Source organism: Ochrobactrum sp. EDr1-4 (assembly GCF_049199085.1).
GTDB lineage: Bacteria > Pseudomonadota > Alphaproteobacteria > Rhizobiales > Rhizobiaceae > Brucella.
Window position 1 is genome coordinate 130,581 of record NZ_JBLZOF010000002.1, and the last position, 24,097, is coordinate 154,677.

Genomic DNA, 24,097 nt, shown 5'->3' on the forward strand with positions numbered 1-24,097 from the left:
AAATCATCCTTTGCGATAGCGATGCGGTGTGAAGGGAAGTGCTGACACGTCGACGGGAACCTTGTTACCGCGGACATCAGCGAAAATGCGGGTGCCGGGAACTGCGAGACTTGCCTCGACATACCCCATAGCAACCGGGAAACCTGCGGATGGGCCGAAGCCACCCGATGTGACGGTGCCGATCTGAAAACCGGATTCGTCGAAAAGTTCTGCGCCGCCGCGCACTGGCTGGCGGCCTTCTGGCTTCAGGCCAACGCGCTTAGCAGTTGCACCCTTAGCAATCGCGTCCAGCACAGCTTTGGCGCCCTTAAAGGCAGCCTTTTCACGCACTGACTTGGTGATTGCCCATGTGAGGCCAGCAGAGACCGGATCGGTTTCCGGCGTAATATCCTGACCGTGCAGGCAAAGACCAGCTTCAAGGCGCAGGCTATCGCGAGCAGCAAGGCCAATCCATTCGACGCGTTCGTCGGCCAGAAGCTTGGCTGCAAGCGCGCGCGCCTCATCAGCAGGCAGACCGATTTCAAAACCGTCTTCGCCGGTATAGCCCGAACGGGTCATGAACCAGTTGGGATTAGGTTCAAAGCCGCTCATAAAGGTGAGTTCTGCACCGGCAAGGCCGAGATCATTAATGACGCTTTCAGCTTCCGGCCCCTGTATCGCCAAAAACACGCGATCAAGCGGATTGACGGTTACGTCTTTGCCAGATGCCGCCTCGTTAAGATGCTCAATATCGGCTTCCGCATTGCCAGCATTGGCAACAACCATGAAGCGGTCTTCGCCAAGACGCGTAACGATAAGATCGTCAAGAACGCCGCCGTTATCATTCAGAAAAAATGTGTATTTCGACTGGCCGGTTTTGAGAATCGATGGATCAAGCGGACAGGTCTCGCTCAAAAGCGCAATTGCATCGGCGCCCGAAACTTCGATCAGCTTCATGTGTGAAATATCGAAAAGACCAACATGCTCACGCGTATGAAGATGTTCCTTCATCACGCCGAGCGGATAAGTGATCGGCATGTTCCAACCAGCAAAACCGCCAAAGCGTGCGCCAGCTTCTTCATGCAGATCCTGCAAAGGCAGGGTATTCAAGTGTGCGGTATCGCCCATAACAACTCCAGAGTCGCACGTATGCCTCCGCGAAATGCGGTTGCTTCGTGCCCCTCTGTCTCAGGCCTGAGAGACTCGCATAGCCATAAAGCTATACTTACACCTTCGGCGCGGAGTTTCCTCCGACTTTCCAGAGTTGCCTTACCCATCTGCGGTTCATGGTACCTGAGAGATTTCGGGCGATTTCCCCTTCGGTGGCCAGCTTGCGCCAGCTCTCTCCCGCAGACAAACAGTGACAGAACATACTTACAAGAAGCAAAGCTCCATCACACGACATACGTCACTTAGCTTAAACCATTTCGAGAGTCATGTGGAATTATCGTCACAAGGCGACAAATCCCGGGGTTTTTGCGACAAAATTAAACGGCCCTTTTCCGATAAGCCGAAAGAATTATTTTAAAATTCATGCAAACACGGCAATAGGCAGCAAGCCCATTACACAATCATTTAATTCGAAGGAATGCTCTCTTGTGTAGACTTAAAGTCAGTTTGGCAATCATGCTGTGTGTATCGTATGGATCCGCAGCTTATAGTGATGAACCATCCAAGACAGATTACCTTTCTTTCGCAGAGCGATCATGGAAGCACTTTCGATGCGGCTACCTGCATGAAGCTGCTATGGGTCATAATATAACTGGCATACAGTTTACGCGGCGAGGCTTTGAACTCGGCAAACAATTCTTCGATGCAGTGAAAGACGGTAAAATAAACCAGATGGATTTTACCCTGAAAACGCCGCGCGATTTCTGGGTTGGCATCACGGAACTATCGCCCGAATTTGATCTCGGGCGCGCTTCGATCATTGCAAAACATCAAATCGCAGGTGAAATACTTGCGTTTAATGAAAGCCTTCCTGCGACACTCAATGACATTAAAGACAGCAGTTTTCAGATCGATAACGAACAAACCGCGAGCAATGCGATTGAGCGCATTAAAACCGAAAACTGCGATTATGACGATCTGGGCTTTTCAGCAGAGATAACAAAGAGCATGCGTGAAAATGCTCTGCGCGGCCCCATGCTTTTAAATAATGGCAAACCGCCCCGAAAAGAATGATTTGGCCAGTGCGCCTCATGATTGTGATTATAAAATGGCCAAGTTGCGTAAAAGCCATGCAATCGACAGGCTATATTGCACAGCAGCTATGCAAATCTGGCTCTCCACTTCCTAAAACATAGGGCCTATATGCTGGTGGCAACAAAGAGATTTGATTTTCACTAGGTGAGAGAAATGAACCTGATCCGCTCGTACAACAACTGGCGCCGTTACCGTAACACTGTAAATGAACTGAGCCGCCTGAGCCCACGCGAACTGAACGACCTCGGCATTATGCCTTCGGAAATTTCGTTCGTTGCACGTAAGGCTGCTGCTCGCTAAGAGCGCGCCATCAAAAGACTGATGCCTTTGATTTGAACCGCGATGCTTTATTCACGCGGTTCTACAGTTTCCAAAGTTTTCACCGGGGTGTTCCCTCCTCCCATTTTCCTCGGTGACATAAAGACCGGACCTCCTCCTCCCATTCCGGTCTTACCCTAAATGACACCTGCCGCTCCTCCCGCGGCGGGTGTTATTTTTTGTGCATTACTCTGTGGCAAGCGCTGCTTTTTGGCGCGTTATGCGATCCGCCAGTAACGAGACGGCAAACACCGCCAGCCCTGCAACCGCCAAAAAAGCACCAACTGTTCCGGTCGCGGTCCAGCCATATCCCCATGCGATAGCCAATCCACCAAGCCATGCGCCTAGTGCATTGGCGAGATTGAGTGCCGAGTGATTAAGTGCTGCCGCAAGCGTTTGCGCATCAGCGGCCACATCCATCAGACGTGTCTGCAATGCTGGCACCAATGCAAAGCCGCCACCAACAAGCAGAACACTCAAAAACGCCGTTGCCGGATGCTGCATCAAAAATGGAAATGCGAGCATCACTGCCAAATCATAGAGAAGGACGCCGCCGACCGTACCCATGACAGAGCGATCAGTCAGGTTAGAACCAACGATATTGCCCAAAACCATGCCAAGCCCGAACATGGCAAAGACGATCGGCATCCACTTCATATCGACATGCGATACTTCAGTGATGGTCGCTGCGACGTAGGAAAAGACCGAAAACAATCCGCCCGTTCCTACAGCGCCAATCGCCAATGTGAGCAAAACCTGCTTGCGGCGCAGCGCACCCAGTTCGCGTAGCGGCGAAGCACCCTCTTCTGCAGGTTGCTTCGGGACGAAAACGCTAATCATCACCATCGTTAAAATGGCGATCAGGCCAACCGCTGCAAACATGGCGCGCCAACCCGCAATTTGCCCCAGCCATGTTGCCAAAGGCGTGCCAACCAGTGTTGCAACTGTTAGACCAGTCATAACACGCCCAACAGCCTGCGCACGCTTTCCCGGCTCGGCCATTGATGCCGCCACAAGCGACGCAACGCCAAAATATGCACCATGTGGGAAGCCTGCAACGAAGCGCATCAGGATCAGGCCGTCATAGTTCTGCATAAATGCGCTAGCGAGATTGCCGAAAGCAAATAGCGCCATGAACAGAAATACCAGTTTGCGACGGTCAAGCCGGGCACCAAAGACGGCCAGAACAGGCGCGCCAATCAGCACGCCCAGCGCGTAAGAACTGATCAAGTGCCCAGCGCTTGGAATCGTCACATGCAGATCACGTGCGATATCCGGCAAAAGCGCCATGATTGCGAATTCTCCGGTGCCGATACCGAAGCCGCCAAGGGCAAGCGCTAGCTCTGCCAGTCGCACAGACGAGCGCGGCAAAGTTTCCGGCGACAAAGCCGAAGTCTGATTATTTGACATGAATAAGCCTGAAGGGAATGGAGGATGTCGGACAACCCTACCATCCCTCGCAAGCGAAGGCGATACGCTTTATTGTGATCAAATCACAATGATGGATAGCTATTTCGCCGCGACAACCTCAATCTCCACCTTGAATTCTTCCCGCGTGAAACCGGAAACGATCATCAGTGTCGACGCTGGTGCAGGCTGCGGAAACAAACGATCACGCACATCCATGTACGGGCGCATATGCGCACGATCCGTAACATAGGCATTGATGCGCACAACGTTTGAAAAGTCCATGCCACCATCACGCAGGATGCGGCGGATATTCTCAAAGCAAAGCTCGGCCTGCGCGCCTGCATCTTCAGGCACAGAACCATCTGGCCCAATACCAAGCTGGCCAGAGCAGAAAACCAGTTCAGCACAAGCGCTTACCTTCACGCCATGACTATAGGCAGCGAAAGGCGCTGCCATATCGGCAGGGAGCAGATGTTTTAAAACAGTCATTCTATATCCTCAGGCTTTCGGCGCTGCTGCGAGCAATTCTTTGAAACGAGCAGCACCCGCTGCAATATCGTCTTCACTTGGGCTTATACCAGCCGCCAGCAATCGGCGCGCCATCATGTGATCGGCCGGGCGATTGATGGAATCAACCGCCACCAGTTTGTCACCTGAAAAATGAAACACGGAGAAAGCATTATCTTCGAGATTGCCCGACAGAATATGGCGGTCGGCGTCAAACGAAAGACCTGCCGTCTGCAATTTCATGTCACCCTGATCCGACCAAAACCAAGCTACATCGCGAAACGGCGTGCCTCGACCAGCAATCGCGCGCGCAACATTCTTGGCCTGATCAGTTGCATTCTGCACTGATTCCAGTCGTACGCGACGACCTGCATGGAAATGATCATAGCTCACGCAATCGCCAATCGCATAAACATGCTCACTCGATGCACGCATATGCTGATCCACCACGATGCCATTCTCAACAACAAGTCCTGCTTCGGTCGCAAGCTCGACATTAGGAACCGCGCCTGTACCAAGCACCACCATATCAGCCGGATAAACAGTGCCATTAGCGGCTTTAATGCCCGTTACCCGACCGGCTTCGCCTAGAATTGCTTCAACGCCAACGCCGGTGAGAAGCGTTATATCCGCCGCACGGCTGCGTGTTTCAACATGGGCAGATATGTGTGTGGCAACAGAACGACCCAAGACACGCGGAGCTGCTTCAATCAGAACCGTCTTCTTGCCAAGGGCCACTGCACTATGTGCCATTTCAAGGCCGATAAAACCGCCACCGATAATCACGACGTTTTCAACACGTGGCATCATATCCGCAATGCGACGTGCATCTTCCAAACGGCGCAGCGTCACAACGCCATCAAGGTCAACACCCGGCATATCGGGGATTCGCGCCCGTGCGCCCGTTGCAAAGACCAGCTCCGACCAGTGAAGCACTTTGCCGTCATCAAGCGTGACGGTCTTGTCCGCCAAAGACACATGCGCAACGCTACGCCCAAACAGCATCTCAATATTATTATCGCGATAAGCGCTTTCCGGGCGCAGAACGAGAATGCCTGCCTCTGGGGCTTTCAGATAGGATTTTGAGAGCGGCGGCTTATGATAAGGAATATCCGTCTCATCATTAATGAGAACGATTTCGCCAGCATAACCTTCTTGTCGCAGACTGATCGCAGCCTGTGACCCAGCATGCCCCGCGCCAATAATAATACAACTGTTGTCCATAGGACCTCCGGAAATTTCCGCGCATCATAAACATGAGGCAGGCTGTCGCGTGGCGAATTCGTCACGGATTCACACCTTATTTACATGCATCCCAATTTTTTAAAACATTTAGTTTGACCGATTGGTCAGATTGTTTAGTAAAAGGCAATCGCCTCCCTATCATTTAGGAGCAAATAGATTGAAAAGATATTGGTCTGATTACACGAGCGAAGCGTTTTCACGCCTCGACCGCGATAAGATTGTGGCAGTTTTACCCGTTGGCGCAATTGAACAGCACGGACCACACCTGCCGCTGGCAGTCGATGCGGCAATCGTAGACGGCATGGTCAAAGAGACCATCGCCCGCCTGCCTGATGAAAGCCATGCGCTTTTTCTGCCGACACAGGCCATTGGCAAGAGCAATGAACACAGCCTCTATCCCGGCACGCTAACATTCTCCGCACAGACGCTCATTCGCATGTGGTGCGAAATAGGTGCCTGCGTTGCAGCAAGCGGCGTGCGCAAAATGGCGCTTTTGAACAGTCATGGTGGCCAGATCACGATCATGGATACCGTGGCCCGCGAATTGCGCATCAAACACAATATGATGGTGTTCAGCGTCAACTGGTTCGGTCTCGGTATGCCGGACGGTGTTTATAGCGAGCATGAGCTTAAGCACGGCATTCATGCTGGCGATATGGAAACCTCTGTCATGCTCGAGTTCCACCCCGACCTGGTGGATATTTCAAAAGCGCAGAATTTCCACACGCTGACTGAAACATTGGCTTCGGACTACAAGCACCTTTCGCTGAGTGGTGGCGCAAAACCTGCATGGCAGGTTCAGGACATCAACGCACATGGTGCTGCCGGTGACGCGTCGCTCGCCACTGCTGAAAAAGGCCGCAAGACCATCGATTTCGCCGCCGAACGGTTGGTTGAAGTGCTGGCTGAGATTGAGCGAGCGCCGCTCTCTTGGCTCGATAACAAGCCTGCCTGGTAAGGACGATAAGCGTGGCCCCCAACTCGCAAACCTCACCCTCCCTGATCGATATCAACGGCGTCTACAAGCAGTATGGCACAGGCGTCATTGCGGTCAGCGATATGTCGCTCAAGATCGAACAAGGTCAGTTCGTAAGCTTCCTCGGCCCATCGGGTTGCGGCAAAAGTACAGCGCTGCGCATGATCGCAGGGCTTGAATCTATCTCTGCTGGCGACATTCGCGTCAATGGCCACGCACCGGGCAAAGGCCCAATTGGTGCACAGGACATTGGCTTCGTGTTTCAGGAACCAACCCTGATGCCGTGGGCCAGCGTGTTCGACAATGTTTATCTACCGCTGCGTCTTTCCGGCATATCACGCAAGGAAGCAACGCCACGCGTCGAAGAAGCTCTGACACAAGTTGGTCTGTCGCGTTTTGCTGCCGCTTATCCGCGCGAACTTTCGGGCGGCATGAAAATGCGTGTTTCAATTGCCCGTGCATTGGTCACGCGTCCGCGCCTTTTGTTGATGGATGAGCCTTTTGCGGCGCTCGATGAAATGACGCGCTTCAAGCTAAACAATGACGTTTTGCGGCTCTGGCAGGAACATGGACTGACGGTCGTTTTCGTCACGCATAGCGTTTACGAGTCCGTCTATCTCTCCAATCGCGTCATCGTCATGGCTGCCCGCCCCGGACGGGTTGTTGCCGATATCGGCATCGAAGGCAGCTATCCACGCGCCGAAAATTATCGCGCCACCGAAGCTTACGCAAAAGATTGCGCTCGGGTTTCCGATGCGCTCACCGCGACGCTTTCATCCCAAGATATTGACCACTGAGGACAGGGAAAATGCAAAATCAACTGCCTGTTCTTAATTCGGAACAACATCGCCTCGCCCGTCGTGAGCGCAATCTGCGTATCATCATGCCGACGCTCGCGATCCTTATCGCGCTATGCATATGGGAAGGCCTCGTGCGCTTTTATGAAGTGCCACATTACCTGATCCCAGCCCCGTCGCTGATCGGTGAAACGCTTATAAAAGACGGACCTTCATTGGCGACGTCGATGTGGTTTACGGTCAAGCTCACACTGATTTCGCTGTTTTGCGCAATTGTCGGCGGCGTTCTGCTCGGCATGATCTTTGCACTGTCGCGACCAATTGAAATGGCGTTCTTTCCGTTTGCTGTCATTCTTCAGGTGACTCCGGTTATCGCCATTGCACCGCTGATCCTGATTTATGTGCGCGATACATTTTCAGCATTGCTGATCTGCGCATGGATTGTGGCTTTCTTCCCGATATTATCGAACACCGTCATCGGCCTGCGCAGTGCTGATCATAATCTGCGTGATCTGTTCAAGCTCTATCGCGCCTCGCCTTGGCAGCGTCTGCGCTATCTGCTTGCGCCAAGCGCACTGCCCTATTTCATGGCAGCGCTCAAGATTGCCGGTGGCCTCTCCCTGATCGGTGCTGTGGTGGCAGAGTTCGTTGCAGGCAGCGCTGGCCAAAGCACCGGCCTCGCCTCGCGCATTCTGGAATCGAGCTTCCGCAATGAAATCCCGCGCATGTTTGCGGCACTGTTCCTCGTTTCGCTGCTCGGCATCGTGATTTTCCTGATCACAAGCTGGCTATCGCGCCTTGTTCTCGGACGCTGGCATGAAAGCGAGATCCGTCGTGAACGTTAATATGCTGAAAGGTGTTGCCATTGCTGATCTTGATGGTCATTACGACATCAGCATCAATGGCGAGCGCATCGCTTCACTGACGCCCTCACAGGCTAAAAATGGCGGCTTTATCACACCGCTATTCGCCGAAGTGCATGTGCATCTCGACAAGACATTCACCATTGGCCGCATTGCCGAGCGTGGCAGCGCCAAAGTTGAATGCCTGTTCGACGCGATTGATCTGATGAATGTTGATCGCCAGCATTGGAATGCCGACGATATTCGCGCACGCGCCACGCGTGCCCTTGAAGCGGCCTATGCTCAGGGCGTTGGCGCAATGCGTACCCATGTTGATTGGACGACGCCTGAGCTGCCTACCGCATGGCCTGTGCTGAACGAGCTGCGTCAGGAATGGAAAGACCGCATTGATCTGGAGCTCGCAGCCCTTATCCATGGCGATATTGTGCTCGATGCCGGTGCTACGATTGCCGAGCGGGTAGCAAAAGATGGCGGCGTTCTCGGCGCATTCTTCTATCGTAATGCTGATCTTGAAGCCAAAATTGAAGAGATGTTTCGTCTCGCGGGGCAGCATGATCTCAAGCTCGACTTTCACGTCGATGAAGGGCTTGATTTGGAAGCCGATGGCTTTTCGCTGATTGTTGCCGCAACGAAGCGCCACGACATGGCGGGACGCGTCCTTTGCGGTCATGCCTGTTCGCTTTCACTGCGTTCGCCCGAAGACCTAAGCCGGATTCTCGATGCGGCAGCAGATGCAGGAACAGCGCTTGTATCGCTGCCCACATCCAACCTCTATCTGCAAGACAGGCTTGGGGGAAAATCCCCACGCCTTCGTGGTGTCGCGCCGCTAAAAGAAGCGCGTCGGGTGGGTATGAATGCCATGCTTGGCTCCGACAATGTGCGCGACGCGTTTTATCCTTATGGCGATTACGACCCGCTTTCGGCCCTGCGCCTTGCGGCCCCTGTTTGCCACCTGGAGCCAGATGAATGGCTCGACAGCATCACCACCCTGCCCGCGCGTTTCATCGGAAGCGACCGCGTCCAGACGCTGGTCGAAGGCGGACGCGCAAACTTCATTTGGCACGACGCCACCGACATCAACGACCTCATCAGCCGCCCGCAGGCGCATCGCACCATCTGGCGCGATGGCAAACACATTTAATCGGAGAAACCCATGAATTCTGCCGCACCACAGCGCATCTATGACTGGGCCGCGTTTCGCACTGAGATCGAAGGGATCCGCATTTATGACGATCCCAAGCAAGTAGAACTGCGGTCCCGCGATTATTTCTGGTATAGCCCTATCCTGACGGAAGATATCGGTCATTATCTCGGCGATCTCGTCGTCATCCCGAAAGATCAGGATGAAGTGCGCCGCGTGGCAGCTGCTGCAGCCAAGCTTCGCATTCCTATCACCGTTCGCGGTGGCGGCACGGGCAATTACGGACAGTGCGTTCCGCTTGAAGGCGGCGTCATTCTCGACATGACCAAGATCGACCGCATCATCGCAATCGAACCGGGCAAAGTTCGCGTTGAAGGTGGAGCCCGTATTTCGCGCCTCGACGATGCTGTGCGCGAAACGGGTCAGGAACTCCTGATGTATCCGTCCACCCGTCGCATCGCCACCATTGGTGGCTTTTTCTCGGGCGGCTCAGGCGGTATCGGTTCGCTGCGCCACGGCATGCTGCGTGACGATGGCAATGTCTATTCAGTCAAAGTTCTGACCGTTGAGGCCGAGCCGAAAATCATTGAACTGACAGGCCGCGACATTCACAAAGTTCAGCACGCATATGGCACCAACGGCATCATTCTTGAGCTTGAAATTGGCCTCACCAAAGCAACCGAATGGGTGCATACTGCAGCCCTCTTCGACAGCTACGAGGCAACATTAAAATTCTGCCTTAAGGCACTCGAAGAAAACCTCGATTGCTATCTGTTGACTACCGTTGATCGTCGCTTTGCGCGTTTCTACACAAAATTTGGTGATCTTTTCCCGTCCGATAAAGATGCAGTTTTTGCGATGATCGCACCGGAAGAAGTGGCGCGTTTTGAGGCTTTGGCAATCGAATTCGGCGGCAAGGTTACCTTCTCGATGACGCTCGATGAGCTACACAAAGCTGGGCTTCAACCTGCATATGAATGCGGCTGGAACCACACGACGCTTCAGGCACTCAAAGCTGAGCCGGGCTGGACTTACTTGCAGGTTGCCTATCCTCGCCCGTTCGACATCGATGTGGTGACACGCCAGATCGCACGCTATGGCGAGACGCAATATATGCATCACGAAATGGCGCGTCTTGAAGGGGAATTGCAGATTTTTGCGCTGCCGCTTGTGCGCTTTGAAGGCCGTGATGAAATGTATCGCCTGATCGAAGAACTCGAAAAGGTCGACGGTTGCGACATTTATGATCCGCACGCCTACACCATCGAAGACGGCGGCATGAAAGAAATCGACAGCGTACAGATCGAATTCAAGAAGCAAGCTGACCCATACGGCTTGCTCAATCCGGGCAAAACCCGCGGCTGGACAGCCGACATGGCATTGAAGAATTAATCAAGGGGAACCAAAATGAAAAAAACTCTCGTTACAGCGCTTGCTGCTCTCTCCATTGGCCTTTCGGCACAGATGGCCTATGCGCTCGATAAGGTGACACTCGGCACCAACTGGCTCGCGCAGGCCGGTCATGGCGGCTTCTATCAAGCCGTTGCAGATGGCACCTATGAAAAGCACGGCCTCGATGTGAAGATCGAAATGGGAGGACCACAGGTCAACAATCGTCCGATGCTGGCTGCTGGGCGCCTCGACTTCCTGCTGACCGGCAATCTGCTTTTGTCGTTCAACAATGTTGCAAATGGTGTACCAACCACGGTTGTGGCTGCTTTCTATCAGAAAGACCCGCAAGCATTGATGGCGCATGAAGGCGAATACAAGGACTTCAAAGACCTCGCCAATGCAGAGACCATCCTGATTTCCAAGGATGGTCAGTTCTCGTTCTGGCCATGGCTGGTTAAGGATTTCGGCTTCAAGGACGAGCAGCTTCGTCCATATGGTTATAGCCTTGCGCAGTTCTTGAGCGACAAGAAGACGGTGCAGCAGGCCTATGCCACTGCCGAGCCAATCTATGCTGAAAAAGAGGGCGCGAAGGTCACGACCTTCCTGCTGGCTGATCAGGGCTTCAACACCTATGCCAACACCATCGAAACACGCCAAAAGCTGATCGAAGAAAATCCTGAACTGGTTCAGCGTTTTGTAACAGCCTCCATCGAAGGCTGGAACAACTTTCTTTATGGCGACAACAGCAAAGCCTATGAACTCATCCTCAAGGACAATGCTGACATGAGCAAGGAAACGCTGGATGCGGAGCTCGCACGTCTTAAGGAACTTAAGCTGATCGACAGTGGCGACACGCTCGAAAAAGGCATTGGCGCAATCGACATGAACCGAGTGAAAGAGTTCTACGAACTCGCACGCAAGTCCGGCATTGTCAGCGGCGACGAACTGGACATGACCAAGGTTGCAACCGACGCTTTTGTTAACAAGGGCGCAGGTCTCGACATCAAGAAGCAATTGGGCCAATAACCCTCCTGCAATTCTAATAGCGGCTGGTACGAATGACCACAGACAACCAGAATGACGATAGTGAGCTGACCGGACGAGACAAGGTTCTCGGCCGCAGGCGTCGCATTCAGGGTGCCATTCGTACAGCCGCCATCGATGAGTTTGCAGAAAAAGGACTAGCCGGCGCGTCCACGCAAGGCATTGCGCAACGCGCTGGTCTGACCAAGCCGCAACTCCATTATTATATTTCCAGCAAGGAAGAGCTTTACGAGGATATTCTCATTTATATCCTTGATGAGTGGGAAGGTATATTTCTCGGCGTCAGCAATGAGGAAGACCCTGCCACGCTAATCCGGCAATATATTCGCGCCAAGCTTGAATTCAGCCAGAAGAACCCAAAAGCCTCACGGCTATTCACGACTGAAATTGCCAATGGTGCGCCTTTTCTGAGCCGCCATTGGAAGAAACACGTATCTGCAACTCATAATGCCGTGAAACTCATTCAGTCATGGGTTGATGACGGTCGTATCAAGCCGGTAGACCCGCTGCTGTTCCAGATGCACATATGGGCTGTCACCCAGCACTATGCCGACTTTGAAACACAGGTCCGCAGCATGATGTCGCTTAGTAAAGACGAGCCGCTGGACCTTGATCGCATCGAAAAAGAGGTCTCAACACTGTTTCTGCGCGCCTGCGGGCTGGAGTAAGTGCCCGCAAAATCTGACAGCTTTTTCGATACGATTAAAAAATGTCAGAATTCCTTTAGCGAACGTCAGAATCAAGTTGCACTGCAAAACAATTGTGCGTTAAAGTTGATCATAAGATTAAGGGTCTTTAATTAGTTATTACTAATCAATGACTTATATATACAGCATCGACCATCCGCAGGCGGGGGCGATGCATTAAGGAGCAGGTTCTTGGGGAGGAGCCTGCTCCTTTTCTATTGCGAGTACATTCCAGTACGAACGAATAAACGTGATATGCTCTAGAGCACATCCCGAAAAGTGGGAACCGGTTTTCGGACCAAGATGTGCGTAAAACAAATGATTATGGCGCCGATCTGATTCAATCAGATCAAAACATGTTCTAAGCGCATCACTGCAAACAAAAACCCCGGCAGATGCCGGGGTTTTGTTTTCTCGATAGCGCTACGCTTATTCAGCAAGCCATTCCTTAATACGATCTGGATGATCAGCGATATATTTATCAACGGCCTTCTCATAAGAAGTTTCCTGCGCATTAAACATCGCAGTTTCAAGCTCATCGATAGGGATGCTCATTTTGGTCAGAAGCGCTGCAGCTTTCGGGTTATCTTCCTTGAAACCCTTGCGCGCAATCGCATCGACATGCTCTGCGCCACCCAATGCGCCTTCTGGATCAGCAATATAACGAAGCTTATATTTGCCAAACATCCAATGCGGGCTCCACGAGGTCGCTACAAACCAACCGTCAGAACGCGTCGCACGATCAACTGTCGTCAGCATCGCTGCTTCACTCGATACATTCAGCTTGTAGTCCAAGCCATATTTCTTGATCGCTTCTTCGGACAGACGGGTCAGACCGGCACCTGGATCAATGCCCTGAATTTCGCCTTTCAGCTTTTCACGAATTTCTGGCTTTTTCAGATCTTCGATAGAGCTGATTTCGCTTTCCGGAATGTACGCCGGTACGATCCAGCCGAGCTTGGCACCTTCATAAAGCGGTCCAAGGTTTTCAACCTTATCTTCCACGCGCTTGTAGTAATCAGCGTGTGTTTCCGGCAGCCATGCCATCATCATCGCATCCACATCACCACGGCTCACGCCCTGATAAAGCGGTGCAACATCGGTCTGTACCAGCTCGACCTTCTGGCCAAGATTATCTTCCATCAGCTTTGCAGCGAGCTTTGTTACGAACTCTGCATCAGACCATGGAGCCCAGCCGATTTTTACCGTCTTGCTATCCTGCGCGAAGGCTGCTCCAGCACTCATACTACCTGCAACAACCGCCGCAAGACCGAATTTTGTCAGTTTACCTAACATAACTTCTCCTTTGAATTGAAAGAGTTCCCGTTTTTTATTTATGCTTGTTGATTGCGAAGTGAGGATGAGGACTGCTCCCCCTCCGCCTTCTTCATGAATGACAGCTTTTTGAAAAAGCCCAGCACGCCGCCAGAATTTCCCTTGCCAAAGCTCTGGGTGATGCGGTCGAGAATAACGGCCAGAATGACCACAGCGAGACCACCTTCAAAGCCCTTACCCACGTCCAGACGCTGAATGCCTGTCAGAACAGTATTACCAAGACCACCCGCACCGATCATGGATGCAATAACCACCATCGACAGCGACAGCATGATTGTCTGGTTCATGCCTGCCATGATGGACGGCATGGCATTTGGGAGCTGTACTTTGAAAAGCAACTGCCTTGATGTACAACCGAATGCTAGACCTGCCTCAACAAATTCCGCGTGAACCTGACGGATACCAAGATTGGTCAACCGCACCACGGGCGGCATTGCGAAGATCACCGTTGCAATCGTTCCCGGCACAGCGCCAAGGCCGAAAAACATTGCCGCTGGAATAAGATAGACAAATGCCGGCATTGTCTGCATGAGGTCAAGCACAGGACGAACAACCGATGCAACTGCATCGCTACGCGCCATCGCAATGCCAAGCGGGATGCCGATCACAACAGCGATAATTGTAGAAGCCAGCACAAGCGAGAGGCTTTCCATCGTACCGCTCCACAGCCCCATATGAATAATGAGAGCAAGAGCCAGAACTGCAAAAATCGCGAATTTCCAGCCTACCCGCCAGAGGGCCAGCAGCGTGAGAATAGCAACGCCGCCATATGGTGGAATTGCAAGAAGAGCATTTTGAATACCATCGGTTACAAAGCCGATAGTGGCTGCAATAATATCAAGTGCAGGCGTGAAATGATCGAGAATGTAGTTGACCACTACATCTGCCCCACCGCCAATACTAAAATTGAAATCCATGGTTTACCGTCCATTTCAGATCGAGTTACCTATGGCTGGACTTGTGTCCCTTGCGGGCGTCCAAAACGGGATTAATCCCGAAAGCCTGAGAGAAATGAGGCGCGCAGATCAGCCTGCGCGGCCAAGCGTTTCAAGCAATGCCGATTTACTGATAGCGCCAAGATAGCGATTGTTCCGGTCCGTGACTGGAACCGGCCAAGGGCTTTCAGCAACACGCACCAGAAGCCCCGATAGCGGTGCATCAGCCTGAATTGCAGCAGCACCATCAAGCTGGTCATTTTCAGCTTTAAAACTGCCACTTGCGAGCGCATCGCGTGTAACAACACCGCGATAAACACGGTCAGCATCCAGCAACACGCCATACGACTTACCGCTTGCATCAAGACGTTCGAGTGCCGAAGACATTTGTGCCTGATCGAAGGTGATTAGCTCATCTTCGCGTACGACATCGGCGGCTTTAAAGACGCGCGACACATCAACATTGCGGAAGAACGAACGAACATAATCATTGGCAGGTGCCGAGACGATTTCGTTTGGCGTACCAACCTGAACGACCTTGCCGTGCTGCATAATGCAAATACGATCACCAATACGCATAGCTTCATCAAGATCATGGCTTACGAAAATGATTGTGCGACTATTTTCCGCCTGAAGACGCTTCAATTCAACCTGCATTTCCGTGCGGATCAACGGATCAAGCGCCGAAAATGCCTCATCCATCAACAGGATGGTGGGTTCACTTGCCAATGCTCTTGCAAGACCAACGCGCTGCTTCATACCGCCCGACAACTGATCTGGCATCGAATTGGCATAGGGTTCAAGACCGACTGCCGACAGCGCTTTCAACGCTTTTTCGTGACGTTCAGCCTCGCCCATCCCGGCCACTTCAAGGCCGAACGCAGCATTATCAATTACGTTCCTATTTGGAAGAAGCGCAAATGACTGGAACACCATGCTCATATCGCGACGGCGAAGATCGATAAGCTCACGCTTCGACATTTTCACAATATCGCGGCCGTCAACTTCGATGGAGCCTTCAGTGGGCTCTATGAGGCGATTGAGAAGGCGCAACAACGTTGATTTACCTGAACCAGAGAGGCCCATGATCACGAATACTTCGCCTTCTTTTATATCGAAGGTCGCGTTGTCTACACCGATTGTGGCACCATGATCGCTGTGAATCTGGGCCTTTGACTTACCTGCACGCAATTCCTGCATCGCAAGCTTCGGATCGTCGCCGAAGACTTTAAACACGCTATTCAAGCTTATCTTTGTCTTAGCTGGCGACTTCATACTTTCATCCTTGTATAAAATACCATGCATTATGTTTAACCCCACTGTTCTTGTGGGTTTAATCTCCTTATTATCATTTTTATTTCTTCATTCATGCGCGAATAGGACATGCGCAACTTGCGGGCAATGACATACCCACATGGAATGATTAGCGATTGGTGTGATCTATTTATATAGGCCATTTCCAGACATGTCCACCCACAGTCACGGATTCATCTTTGCACGGCCCGTCCCCTTGATTGTTTTTGATGGGCTGCGCGACGAAATATGAAGGTTAACCAACCTATCCGCTTATCGGATTTAATCGGTCAACCTGCCTATGATAGTAATCCGCTGGAAGGGCTGCGCAGGAGCGAGCTGCGACAAATATGCAATCGGCTGCGACATGAGACAATTTAGTATTCGCAGAATATAATTCCGCATAATTACAGTGAATTTGTATGATTATACTTGTGCAATATATGGCATCATTTGCCAGAAAAATGAGCGCGGATCAACCGATCCGTGCCCAAATTCCCGAGATTATTTAACGCGATTAAATCAATCGTTAACCATATACCCGACAAAGCCAGTGATGCGCCAACGATCCCCATCGCGACGACAGAAATAAAGTGTCTGCCAGTTCAGAATATCCTGTGTTCCGTCTGCTTTGGCGATGGTTCCGTCAAATTTTTTACGCGCAACTGCGACATCACCGTTGATATCAATCACATTGAGTCGTGTTGCACGATGCACGCCATCGGCAAGAGATTCGGCATAATCTGTTGCAGCACTCGCTGCTGCCTGCCGCAACCATTCATCGCGATAGGAAGCAAGTGTCGGGAAAGCAGCATCCCATTTGTCCGGGTTTGCTTCACCGTGTGCATGAATGCCGAGAAAGCGCGCTTCATCAAAGTCATCAGCCACTAACGACCAAGTCTGAGTAACAAAAGCCTCGATATCGCGACGAACCAGCATTTCCCAAATCTGCTCACGGTCATTGTCACCAGCGAAAGGATTATCCGTCATCATTGAAGCTTTCCGCGTGCGGCAACCGGCAAAATATCGACAATATCGTCGCCGGAGATCAGATGCACTTCGTCGAAGAGATTAGAAACGACACAGACATGATCGGGAATAACCCGCACCTTGTCACCAACCTTTAAGCCAGCGAGATCACCCTTAAGCGTGCCGTGCTCTTCGCTCAGACCCGTCACCCGTGCGTCTGTCCTACCAGCCAGTTCGCCAAAATCAGGCAATCCAAGCGTGTCGCTGGAAAGCGATTTTGAACCAGCATCGATAATCACACGGTCTGCTGTCGGATGGCTGACAATTGTGGACAATACAGTCAAAGCGCAATCGTTAAGCGTTGCCGCCCCTTTTGCCACCTGAAAACGGTCGAAATAAATATAAGTACCCGGGCGATATTCAGTAACGACACTGTCGATTGGCGAAAGCCACATATCAGGCGTGCCACCGCTCGAAATGGTTTCACATCGAAGGCCATTGGCAGCCAAAAGATCACGCGCTGTACGCAACCAGTTTTCCGCCTGTTCAGCCTTGCCAGTCGCGGGATAGGTCATCAGGCCACCAAAGTGCAGACCTTTGCTTTGACTGATCTGCCGGGCAAGTTCCAGCGCTTCTTCCGCTGTTTGCACGCCGCAGCGCCCCATGCCAGTGTCGCACTCCACGAGAACCTTAAGCGGCCGCCCTGCATTGGTGAAGCGCTTTGCCAGCCCCTCAAGGGCTGTCGCGTTATCAACCGTTACCGAGATCGTTATGCGCTGATGCAGAGCATAAAGCCGATCAAGCTTCTCCTTACCCAGAATATTATAGGGCAAGAAAATATCGATAATGCCTGCATCTGCCATGACTTCAGCTTCACCAAGCTTTTGACACGTAATGCCAACAGCTCCAGCCTCAAGCTGCCGCCGCGCAAAATATGGAAGCTTATGTGTTTTAATATGCGGACGAAGCTTCACGCCGATCGCATCAGCATGTGCCTGCGCCTTAACAATATTGGCCTGCACGCGGTTAACATCGATAAGGATAGCAGGCGTATCAATCTTGCCGATCGTTTTAGGTATTCCCATTCATTCAGTCTCCCAGCGGCAAACTTGGATCATCTACTTTAAGCATATTCAGGCTTTGTTTGATGCGTCGCAGACGTTCAAGCACTTCAGGACCGCGTGTTTCAGCGGTCGCCGTCGCGATTAAGTCGACGATTGCCAACAAAGCAAAGCGCGAAGACGTTGGTTTAAAAAGATTTCCATCTTCATTAACTTGAAACGGCACAACCATGTTTGCGGTTCCCGCAAGCTCTGAAATCGGTGTAGTAATTGCAATCGTATCAGCGCCGTATTGCTTAGCAATTTCGACAGCTTCAATTACCGAGCGCGCATAGCCTGATATCGAAAAGGCGATAACCGTCATTTCGGGCCCGGCAATGGCCGCATACATCCGCTGCAACTGCCCGTCTACATGGGAAACCACGGGAATACCCAGCCGGAAAAGCCGGTTTTGCATTTCGGTTGCCATCATAGAAGAAATACCGCCAGACCCGATGCAAAGCACAGACGATGACACAGCAATTCGCTCTGCAATATTTATGATCAGCGACATATCGATGTTATCGCAGGCGCGCTGAATTGCGGAAATGGCACCATCGGTAACCGCAAGCGCGATCCGCGCCTCACGTACATCACGCGTCGGTGCTTCCGCGGTCAGATATTGACCGCCAATAGCGAGCGCCTGTGCAAGAAAAAACTTGAAATCACGAACACCGTCACAACCGAGGGATCTACAAAAGCGCGTAACAGTCGGCTCACTCACACCTGCTCGCTGTGCAATTTCTGAAATTGCAGCTTTTGATATGGAATGAGGCTCCGCAAGCACCAATGCCGCCAATCTCCTATCGGATTTTGATCCGTCCTGTGCCACAGCATGAAGCTGCGATAGGATGTCGGCGATTTTACTCATGCAGTTTTTAAAGCGGCAGTCCGCTTTCCTTATCAAACAGATGGATATGTTCAGGCCTTGCCGTTACAGGGACTCGCTCTCCGGGTGCAAGATGAATACGCTCGCGAAACACGGCCCGCACGGCGGAACCGGCAATTTTTCCGTAAACATGCGTTTCCGGTCCCGTCGGTTCAACAACTTCGACCATGAGTGACAGACCCTTTCCGTCAGTATCGACGACGAAATTTTCAGGTCGTATGCCCAATTCGGCCAAGCCTTTGGTCGTTCCGCGTCCGGGCACAGCAATACTCTCACCATCGCTGCTGCTAAATATTCCAGCCTCAGACACGGACCCTGGAATGAAGCTCATGGACGGTGATCCGATAAAGCCCGCGACGAATTTATTTGCCGGGCGGTCATATAGGTCAAGCGGCGCGCCGATCTGCTGAATCTTGCCCTGATTCATCACGACAATCCGGTCTGCCATAGTCATAGCTTCAATCTGATCATGGGTAACATAGATCACTGTTGATTTAAGCCGCTGGTGCAAACCCTTGATTTCAGTGCGCATTTGGACTCGAAGCTGTGCATCCAAATTAGACAGTGGTTCGTCAAACAGAAATACGGACGGTTCGCGAACAATGGCACGCCCCATAGCCACGCGCTGACGCTGACCACCAGAAAGCTGGCGCGGATACCGTTCCAGATAGGAGTGAAGATTGAGAATGCCTGCGGCTTTATCGACCTTAGCAGCAGTTGTTGCTTTATCTTCACCGCGAATGCGGGGGCCGAAACCAATGTTTTCGCGAGCCGTCATATGTGGAAACAGCGCATAAGATTGAAACACCATCGCGATGTTGCGCTTTTGCGGCGAGAGTTCATTAGCGCGTTCACCACCGATAATGAGATCACCATTGGAAATTGGCTCAAGCCCAGCGACCATTCGTAAAAGCGTCGATTTTCCACAACCGGAGGGGCCGACCAGAACGAGAAACTCACCATCTTCAATATCAAGATCTACACGGTCAAGGACGTTAAGCTGACCAAAAGTCTTGGTAATTCCGCGCAAAGAGACATTCTTCATGGCTTAGCTCCCACCTAAAATATCATCAATAAAAGGCCTGCATCCAGCCATCAGGCCAGCATCAACCGGCAGAACCGTGCCGGTGATGCCGGAGGCTCGATCAGACGCCAAAAATGCTACCGCCTCCGCCACCTCCTCAACATTGACAATACGTCCCAGAGGATAAAGCTTGCGCAACTTGTCGAGAACCGTTGGATCTTTACCTATCCGATGATCCCATGCAGCCGTTCGAATAGAGCCCGGACAAACCACATTCGCGCGAAGACCTTTCGGGCCATATTCAACGGCCAAGGCGCGAGCAAAAGCATTGATGCCGGCCTTTGCAGCCGCATAGGCTGGATTGCCGAAATGCATGAGTGAGTTGATGGAGGATATGAAGACAAAAGCCCCGTTTCCCCGGCGTGCCATTGCCTTTGCCAGAACCGTAGAAAGCACTGAAACACTCGTCAGATTTATATCGATTTCAGTTGCGATTTTGCTTTGCTCAAGGTCCTCAAAACTATCCGAGCGGGTCCAGCCAGCATTGTTAATGACGATATCGGGCACACCATCTGAAGCGATAATGCCTTGAGCCGCGTGCTCCACAGTTTCAGGAACACCAAGGTCAAAAACGTGACGGCTGGAGATACAATCGCTCTGCATTGCCTCAAGCGTCAGATCGCAACCGACAACGCGCGCACCGCGAGAGGTAAAAAGCTCAACAAGAGCCGTCCCCAAGCCACCGCCAGCGCCGGTTATCAATACGGATTTTCCGGCAAACTCGCCTGAATTCTCCAATTTATTCCCCTTTATACGGCGCTTTTCGCGCCCTTATTTGGCTTTAGCGTAAAAGTGAAAATGTAAGTTTGCAACAAAACTTTTTACTTGAAAGCGTTTGATTTGCCGATAATGTAAGAAAATAACAAAAATAAGCATGAAATTGCATCAGGCAATGCCAAAAAAGGGAACGGAAACATGACGATAGGAAAATGGAAGGCTGGCCTTCTGGCCGGATTAAGCATTCTGGCACTGAGCTCATTCGCACAAGCGGGCGAAGTGCGCATGACGGTTGCGGAATACAGCTCGAAAACCAAACCATATTTTGATGAAGTAAAGAAGGCTTTCGAAGCCGAGAACCCCGGCATAACGCTCAATTTCGAAGTCGTGCCATGGGATGTGCTGCTACAAAAGCTCACAACCGATATTTCCGCTGGTACCAACGCAGATCTTTCCATCATTGGTACCAGGTGGCTAATCGATTTCGTACAACAGGGTATTGCAGAGCCGCTTGACGGCTATATGGATGACGCTTTCAAAGGGCGCTTCATCGAAACATTCCTGTCGCCTTCGATACTCGAAGATAAAACTTACGGCTTGCCAATCGCGGCCTCTGCCCGCGCCATGTATTACAACAAGGATTTGTTGGAAAAAGCAGGCGTCACCAATCCTCCCGCAACGTGGGATGAGGTGAAAGCTGCCGCTGAAAAGATCAAGGCATTGGGCGGTGAAAACTATGGTTTCGGCCTTCAGGGCAAAGAAATTGAAACCGATGTTTATTATTATTATGCCATGTGGTCACAAGGGGCTGAAATCCTCAACAAGGACGGCACATCGGGCCTGAGTTCACCGGGCGCACTGGAAGCAGCCAAGCTTTACAAATCGATGATTGATGATGGTCTGACGCAGCCTGGCGTCACCTCTTATGCGCGTGAGGACGTGCAAAACCTGTTCAAGCAGGGCAAAGTCGGCATGATGATCACAGCACCGTTTTTGTCAAACCAGATCAAAGAAGAAGCGCCAAATCTTAAATACGGCGTGTCAGCAATTCCAGCCGGTCCAACGGGTGCGCGTGGAACTTATGGCGTGACAGACTCTGTCATCATGTTCGAGAACTCTAAGAACAAGGAGGAGGCATGGAAAGTGCTCGACTTCCTGTTCCAGACCGATTGGCGCGCCAAGTTCACGCAAGGCGAAGGTTTCCTTCCTGTGAATAAGGAAGAAGCGAAGATGGATTATTACGTCAATAATGCGGATCTCGCAGCCTTCACCGCACTTCTGCCAGATGCACGTTTCGCACCGATCATTCCGGGTTGGGAAGAAATCGCTGACATCACGTCTAATGCCATGCAGACAATCTATCTCGGCAAGGGTGAACCAGACGCTGTGCTCAAGGAAGCTGCCGCCAAAGCGGATGCAATCCTGAAGAAATAAGCCTCCGTCATCCCGGCAGTGCATTAGCGCATTGCCGGGCTTTCTTCATTCAACAGATGCATGGGGTTTATGGCTGATGCAAAATCGCACACTGCCCTATTTCCTGATCCTGCCAAGCCTGCTTCTGGCTGCGGTTGTGATTTTCTGGCCGGTTGTGAACCTCATAGAGATTGCCACCCACAACGTGAACCGCTTCGGGCAATTGCGAGACTTTAACGGTGTCGACAATTTCTCAGCATTGTTCGCGTCACCCGATTTCATTAATGCGATATGGCGAACTGCTTTCTGGACGGTTGCCGTTGTTGGCGGCGCTTTGCTTGTTTCGATCCCAGTCGCGATCATTCTCAATATGGACTTTTACGGCCGGTCAGTTGCACGCGTCATCATTATGCTGCCATGGGCCGTATCGCTTACCATGACCGCAATCGTCTGGCGCTGGGCGCTGAATGGCGAAAGCGGAATGCTCAATTCTGCGCTGCGTAATCTCGGGCTGATCGATAGCAATATCCAGTGGCTTGCGAGTGCAACAACCGCATTTCCGATGCAGATACTTGTCGGCATTCTCGTCACTGTGCCCTTTACAACTACGATCTTTCTCGGTGGCCTTTCGTCCATTCCCGATGATCTTTACGAAGCATCATCGCTTGAAGGTGCCAGTCCATGGCAGCAGTTTCGTGAAATTACCTTCCCGCTACTCAAGCCCTTCGTGAATATAGCCATCGTTCTGAACACGATTTATGTTTTCAATTCCTTCCCTATCATCTGGGTGATGACACAGGGGGGGCCCGCAAATTCGACCGATATTCTCGTCACGCATCTTTATAAGCTTGCGTTCCGTCTCGGAAAACTCGGTGAAGCCTCCGCAGTATCACTGATCATGCTGGCTATTCTTCTTGTGTTTACCGCGATTTATATTCGCCTTGCCATGCGGAAGGAACCGGCATGAACAAGCCAAAGGTAAAACGAACAATTCTCGCATGGGCGGCTCTTGCTCCGCTCATTGTGCTGACACTGTTTCCCTTCGCAGTAATGTTCCTCACCGCTGTAAAGCCACCCCAGGAAGTTTTGTCACCAACATGGTGGCCGAGCGAATTTCATTGGCAGAATTTCTCGGAAATGTGGATGCGTACAGGCTTCGGCACAGCACTTCTTAATTCCGTCTATGTATCGGTAATAGCATCGGTGGGCGCGATTGTTTTCTCAATCCCTGCCGCTTACGCCATGTCCCGCTTTCGCTTTGCAGGTGATGGTGCGTTTCGGCAGTTCTTGCTCATTTCGCAGATGATTTCGCCCATCGTTCTGGTGCTTGGCCTGTTTCGACTGCTCGCAGCCTATGGATTGATTGAAAGCGTTACAGCAGTGGGTGCCGTCTATATGGCGTTCAACGTCGCCTTCACGGTATGGATGCTGCAAAGCTATTTCGACACGATACCAAAGGACCTCGAAGAAGCTTCATGGATGGAGGGTGCAGGTCGTTTCAAAACACTGGCCAAAGTTTTTCTGCCGCTTTGCCTGCCAGCAATCGCAGTGACCACGATCTTTACTTTCATCAACGCTTGGAATGAGTTCGTTGTAGCGCTGACGATGCTTCGCAGTCAGGAGAGTTACACGCTACCTATTCAGGTATTCTCACTGGTTGCTGGGCGCTACACGGTTGAGTGGCATTATGTGATGGCCGCAACATTGGTTGCTACGTTGCCCGTTGCAATCCTGTTTGTTTGGTTGCAGCGCTATCTTATCAAAGGACTGTCACTCGGTGCTGTAAAATAAAAGGCGCG

Annotated in this window: 24 protein-coding genes and 1 riboswitch; of the genes, 12 read left to right on the forward strand and 12 right to left on the reverse strand. The window is 51.7% G+C overall.

Translation table 11 applies throughout. The features are described from left to right. Nucleotides 1-3 precede the first annotated feature (3 nt). Nucleotides 4-1,107 carry a glycine cleavage system aminomethyltransferase GcvT gene (gene gcvT / locus ACOZHT_RS06980; protein ID WP_421565482.1) on the reverse strand — a complete coding sequence of 368 codons (1,104 nt, stop codon included), beginning with the start codon at nucleotides 1,105-1,107 and terminating at the stop codon, nucleotides 4-6. Nucleotides 1,108-1,249: 142 nt separating this feature from the next. Continuing rightward, a riboswitch (glycine riboswitch) is annotated at nucleotides 1,250-1,339 on the reverse strand. Between the two features lie 386 nt (nucleotides 1,340-1,725). On the opposite strand from gcvT, the gene ACOZHT_RS06985 reads away from it, so the two are divergent. Beyond that, nucleotides 1,726-2,163: a hypothetical protein gene (locus tag ACOZHT_RS06985; RefSeq protein WP_421565483.1), complete on the forward strand. Its 438-nt coding sequence runs from the start codon at nucleotides 1,726-1,728 to the stop codon at nucleotides 2,161-2,163. Nucleotides 2,164-2,337: 174 nt separating this feature from the next. Further along, nucleotides 2,338-2,484, forward strand: a complete 147-nt coding sequence (locus ACOZHT_RS06990; protein ID WP_339509591.1) for a DUF1127 domain-containing protein — start codon at nucleotides 2,338-2,340, stop codon at nucleotides 2,482-2,484. Between the two features lie 204 nt (nucleotides 2,485-2,688). On the opposite strand, the gene ACOZHT_RS06995 is transcribed toward ACOZHT_RS06990, so the two are convergent. The 3 genes from ACOZHT_RS06995 to ACOZHT_RS07005 all read right to left on the reverse strand — a co-directional run bounded on the left by ACOZHT_RS06995 (nucleotide 2,689) and on the right by ACOZHT_RS07005 (nucleotide 5,643). Then, nucleotides 2,689-3,912, reverse strand: a complete 1,224-nt coding sequence (locus ACOZHT_RS06995; protein ID WP_421565484.1) for an MFS transporter — start codon at nucleotides 3,910-3,912, stop codon at nucleotides 2,689-2,691. Nucleotides 3,913-4,011: 99 nt separating this feature from the next. Next, nucleotides 4,012-4,401, reverse strand: coding sequence for a RidA family protein (locus ACOZHT_RS07000; protein ID WP_421565485.1), 390 nt, complete (start codon nucleotides 4,399-4,401; stop codon nucleotides 4,012-4,014). A gap of 9 nt (nucleotides 4,402-4,410) precedes the next feature. Next, nucleotides 4,411-5,643, reverse strand: a complete 1,233-nt coding sequence (locus ACOZHT_RS07005) for an NAD(P)/FAD-dependent oxidoreductase (protein ID WP_421565486.1) — start codon at nucleotides 5,641-5,643, stop codon at nucleotides 4,411-4,413. 178 nt (nucleotides 5,644-5,821) lie between these two features. Between ACOZHT_RS07005 and ACOZHT_RS07010 the strand changes: the two genes are divergently transcribed. Genes ACOZHT_RS07010 through ACOZHT_RS07040 form a run of 7 tightly spaced genes read left to right on the forward strand, consistent with a single transcriptional unit; the run spans nucleotide 5,822 to nucleotide 12,545 of the window. Then, nucleotides 5,822-6,622 carry a creatininase family protein gene (locus tag ACOZHT_RS07010; RefSeq protein WP_421565487.1) on the forward strand — a complete coding sequence of 267 codons (801 nt, stop codon included), beginning with the start codon at nucleotides 5,822-5,824 and terminating at the stop codon, nucleotides 6,620-6,622. Nucleotides 6,623-6,627: 5 nt separating this feature from the next. Next, a complete protein-coding gene (locus tag ACOZHT_RS07015) occupies nucleotides 6,628-7,437 on the forward strand; it encodes an ABC transporter ATP-binding protein (RefSeq protein ID WP_421565688.1) in 810 nt (269 codons plus the stop codon). A gap of 11 nt (nucleotides 7,438-7,448) precedes the next feature. After that, complete coding sequence (locus ACOZHT_RS07020; RefSeq protein WP_339509596.1) at nucleotides 7,449-8,282, forward strand: ABC transporter permease; 834 nt, start codon at nucleotides 7,449-7,451, stop codon at nucleotides 8,280-8,282. Continuing rightward, the gene (locus tag ACOZHT_RS07025) at nucleotides 8,254-9,441 is read left to right on the forward strand and encodes an amidohydrolase family protein (protein WP_421565488.1); all 1,188 of its coding nucleotides are present in this window, start codon (nucleotides 8,254-8,256) and stop codon (nucleotides 9,439-9,441) included. Before ACOZHT_RS07020 ends, ACOZHT_RS07025 begins: the two co-directional genes overlap by 29 nt. A 12-nt stretch (nucleotides 9,442-9,453) precedes the next feature. Further along, the gene (locus ACOZHT_RS07030; RefSeq protein WP_421565489.1) at nucleotides 9,454-10,833 is read left to right on the forward strand and encodes an FAD-binding oxidoreductase; all 1,380 of its coding nucleotides are present in this window, start codon (nucleotides 9,454-9,456) and stop codon (nucleotides 10,831-10,833) included. A 15-nt stretch (nucleotides 10,834-10,848) separates the two neighbouring features. Continuing rightward, nucleotides 10,849-11,859, forward strand: a complete 1,011-nt coding sequence (locus ACOZHT_RS07035) for an ABC transporter substrate-binding protein (protein WP_339509599.1) — start codon at nucleotides 10,849-10,851, stop codon at nucleotides 11,857-11,859. A gap of 32 nt (nucleotides 11,860-11,891) precedes the next feature. Further along, entirely contained in the window at nucleotides 11,892-12,545 is a 654-nt protein-coding gene (locus ACOZHT_RS07040; protein WP_421565490.1) for a TetR family transcriptional regulator C-terminal domain-containing protein, read from the forward strand. Between the two features lie 447 nt (nucleotides 12,546-12,992). Here the strand turns inward: ACOZHT_RS07040 and ACOZHT_RS07045 are convergent, their stop codons facing one another. From ACOZHT_RS07045 to ACOZHT_RS07080, 8 genes are all read right to left on the reverse strand, one after another. Further along, nucleotides 12,993-13,859: a glycine betaine ABC transporter substrate-binding protein gene (locus tag ACOZHT_RS07045; protein WP_421565491.1), complete on the reverse strand. Its 867-nt coding sequence runs from the start codon at nucleotides 13,857-13,859 to the stop codon at nucleotides 12,993-12,995. A 38-nt stretch (nucleotides 13,860-13,897) separates the two neighbouring features. After that, complete coding sequence (locus ACOZHT_RS07050) at nucleotides 13,898-14,815, reverse strand: ABC transporter permease (protein WP_421565492.1); 918 nt, start codon at nucleotides 14,813-14,815, stop codon at nucleotides 13,898-13,900. Between the two features lie 108 nt (nucleotides 14,816-14,923). Next, a complete protein-coding gene (proV, locus tag ACOZHT_RS07055; RefSeq protein WP_421565493.1) occupies nucleotides 14,924-16,108 on the reverse strand; it encodes a glycine betaine/L-proline ABC transporter ATP-binding protein ProV in 1,185 nt (394 codons plus the stop codon). A 540-nt stretch (nucleotides 16,109-16,648) separates the two neighbouring features. After that, a complete protein-coding gene (locus ACOZHT_RS07060; RefSeq protein WP_421565494.1) occupies nucleotides 16,649-17,119 on the reverse strand; it encodes a hypothetical protein in 471 nt (156 codons plus the stop codon). Next, on the reverse strand, nucleotides 17,116-18,180 hold the full coding sequence (locus ACOZHT_RS07065; RefSeq protein ID WP_421565495.1) for a D-TA family PLP-dependent enzyme: 1,065 nt from the start codon (nucleotides 18,178-18,180) through the stop codon (nucleotides 17,116-17,118). Before ACOZHT_RS07065 ends, ACOZHT_RS07060 begins: the two co-directional genes overlap by 4 nt. Nucleotides 18,181-18,184: 4 nt before the next feature. Next, complete coding sequence (locus tag ACOZHT_RS07070; protein ID WP_421565496.1) at nucleotides 18,185-19,066, reverse strand: MurR/RpiR family transcriptional regulator; 882 nt, start codon at nucleotides 19,064-19,066, stop codon at nucleotides 18,185-18,187. Nucleotides 19,067-19,073: 7 nt separating this feature from the next. Beyond that, nucleotides 19,074-20,129 (reverse strand): ABC transporter ATP-binding protein, encoded by a 1,056-nt coding sequence (locus ACOZHT_RS07075; protein WP_421565497.1) that lies wholly within the window; start codon nucleotides 20,127-20,129, stop codon nucleotides 19,074-19,076. A gap of 3 nt (nucleotides 20,130-20,132) precedes the next feature. Then, nucleotides 20,133-20,906 carry an SDR family NAD(P)-dependent oxidoreductase gene (locus ACOZHT_RS07080; protein WP_421565498.1) on the reverse strand — a complete coding sequence of 258 codons (774 nt, stop codon included), beginning with the start codon at nucleotides 20,904-20,906 and terminating at the stop codon, nucleotides 20,133-20,135. A gap of 177 nt (nucleotides 20,907-21,083) precedes the next feature. Here ACOZHT_RS07080 and ACOZHT_RS07085 point away from each other — a divergent pair, with 177 nt between their 5' ends. From ACOZHT_RS07085 to ACOZHT_RS07095, 3 genes are all read left to right on the forward strand, one after another. Next, on the forward strand, nucleotides 21,084-22,319 hold the full coding sequence (locus ACOZHT_RS07085) for an ABC transporter substrate-binding protein (protein ID WP_421565499.1): 1,236 nt from the start codon (nucleotides 21,084-21,086) through the stop codon (nucleotides 22,317-22,319). A gap of 76 nt (nucleotides 22,320-22,395) precedes the next feature. Then, entirely contained in the window at nucleotides 22,396-23,265 is an 870-nt protein-coding gene (locus tag ACOZHT_RS07090; protein WP_421565500.1) for a carbohydrate ABC transporter permease, read from the forward strand. Further along, nucleotides 23,262-24,089: a carbohydrate ABC transporter permease gene (locus ACOZHT_RS07095; RefSeq protein WP_421565501.1), complete on the forward strand. Its 828-nt coding sequence runs from the start codon at nucleotides 23,262-23,264 to the stop codon at nucleotides 24,087-24,089. Before ACOZHT_RS07090 ends, ACOZHT_RS07095 begins: the two co-directional genes overlap by 4 nt. The last annotated feature ends 8 nt before the right edge of the window (nucleotides 24,090-24,097 follow it).

Bases quoted from the DNA above. Each gene is read 5' to 3' on its own strand.
- gcvT (WP_421565482.1), bottom strand. From the start codon at position 1,107: ATGGGCGATACCGCACACTTGAATACCCTGCCTTTGCAGGATCTGCAT.
- ACOZHT_RS06985 (WP_421565483.1), top strand. From the start codon at position 1,726: ATGGGTCATAATATAACTGGCATACAGTTTACGCGGCGAGGCTTTGAA.
- ACOZHT_RS06990 (WP_339509591.1), top strand. From the start codon at position 2,338: ATGAACCTGATCCGCTCGTACAACAACTGGCGCCGTTACCGTAACACT.
- ACOZHT_RS06995 (WP_421565484.1), bottom strand. From the start codon at position 3,912: ATGTCAAATAATCAGACTTCGGCTTTGTCGCCGGAAACTTTGCCGCGC.
- ACOZHT_RS07000 (WP_421565485.1), bottom strand. From the start codon at position 4,401: ATGACTGTTTTAAAACATCTGCTCCCTGCCGATATGGCAGCGCCTTTC.
- ACOZHT_RS07005 (WP_421565486.1), bottom strand. From the start codon at position 5,643: ATGGACAACAGTTGTATTATTATTGGCGCGGGGCATGCTGGGTCACAG.
- ACOZHT_RS07020 (WP_339509596.1), top strand. From the start codon at position 7,449: ATGCAAAATCAACTGCCTGTTCTTAATTCGGAACAACATCGCCTCGCC.
- ACOZHT_RS07025 (WP_421565488.1), top strand. From the start codon at position 8,254: ATGAAAGCGAGATCCGTCGTGAACGTTAATATGCTGAAAGGTGTTGCC.
- ACOZHT_RS07030 (WP_421565489.1), top strand. From the start codon at position 9,454: ATGAATTCTGCCGCACCACAGCGCATCTATGACTGGGCCGCGTTTCGC.
- ACOZHT_RS07035 (WP_339509599.1), top strand. From the start codon at position 10,849: ATGAAAAAAACTCTCGTTACAGCGCTTGCTGCTCTCTCCATTGGCCTT.
- ACOZHT_RS07040 (WP_421565490.1), top strand. From the start codon at position 11,892: ATGACCACAGACAACCAGAATGACGATAGTGAGCTGACCGGACGAGAC.
- ACOZHT_RS07045 (WP_421565491.1), bottom strand. From the start codon at position 13,859: ATGTTAGGTAAACTGACAAAATTCGGTCTTGCGGCGGTTGTTGCAGGT.
- ACOZHT_RS07050 (WP_421565492.1), bottom strand. From the start codon at position 14,815: ATGGATTTCAATTTTAGTATTGGCGGTGGGGCAGATGTAGTGGTCAAC.
- proV (WP_421565493.1), bottom strand. From the start codon at position 16,108: ATGAAGTCGCCAGCTAAGACAAAGATAAGCTTGAATAGCGTGTTTAAA.
- ACOZHT_RS07060 (WP_421565494.1), bottom strand. From the start codon at position 17,119: ATGATGACGGATAATCCTTTCGCTGGTGACAATGACCGTGAGCAGATT.
- ACOZHT_RS07065 (WP_421565495.1), bottom strand. From the start codon at position 18,180: ATGGGAATACCTAAAACGATCGGCAAGATTGATACGCCTGCTATCCTT.
- ACOZHT_RS07070 (WP_421565496.1), bottom strand. From the start codon at position 19,066: ATGAGTAAAATCGCCGACATCCTATCGCAGCTTCATGCTGTGGCACAG.
- ACOZHT_RS07075 (WP_421565497.1), bottom strand. From the start codon at position 20,129: ATGAAGAATGTCTCTTTGCGCGGAATTACCAAGACTTTTGGTCAGCTT.
- ACOZHT_RS07085 (WP_421565499.1), top strand. From the start codon at position 21,084: ATGACGATAGGAAAATGGAAGGCTGGCCTTCTGGCCGGATTAAGCATT.
- ACOZHT_RS07090 (WP_421565500.1), top strand. From the start codon at position 22,396: ATGCAAAATCGCACACTGCCCTATTTCCTGATCCTGCCAAGCCTGCTT.
- ACOZHT_RS07095 (WP_421565501.1), top strand. From the start codon at position 23,262: ATGAACAAGCCAAAGGTAAAACGAACAATTCTCGCATGGGCGGCTCTT.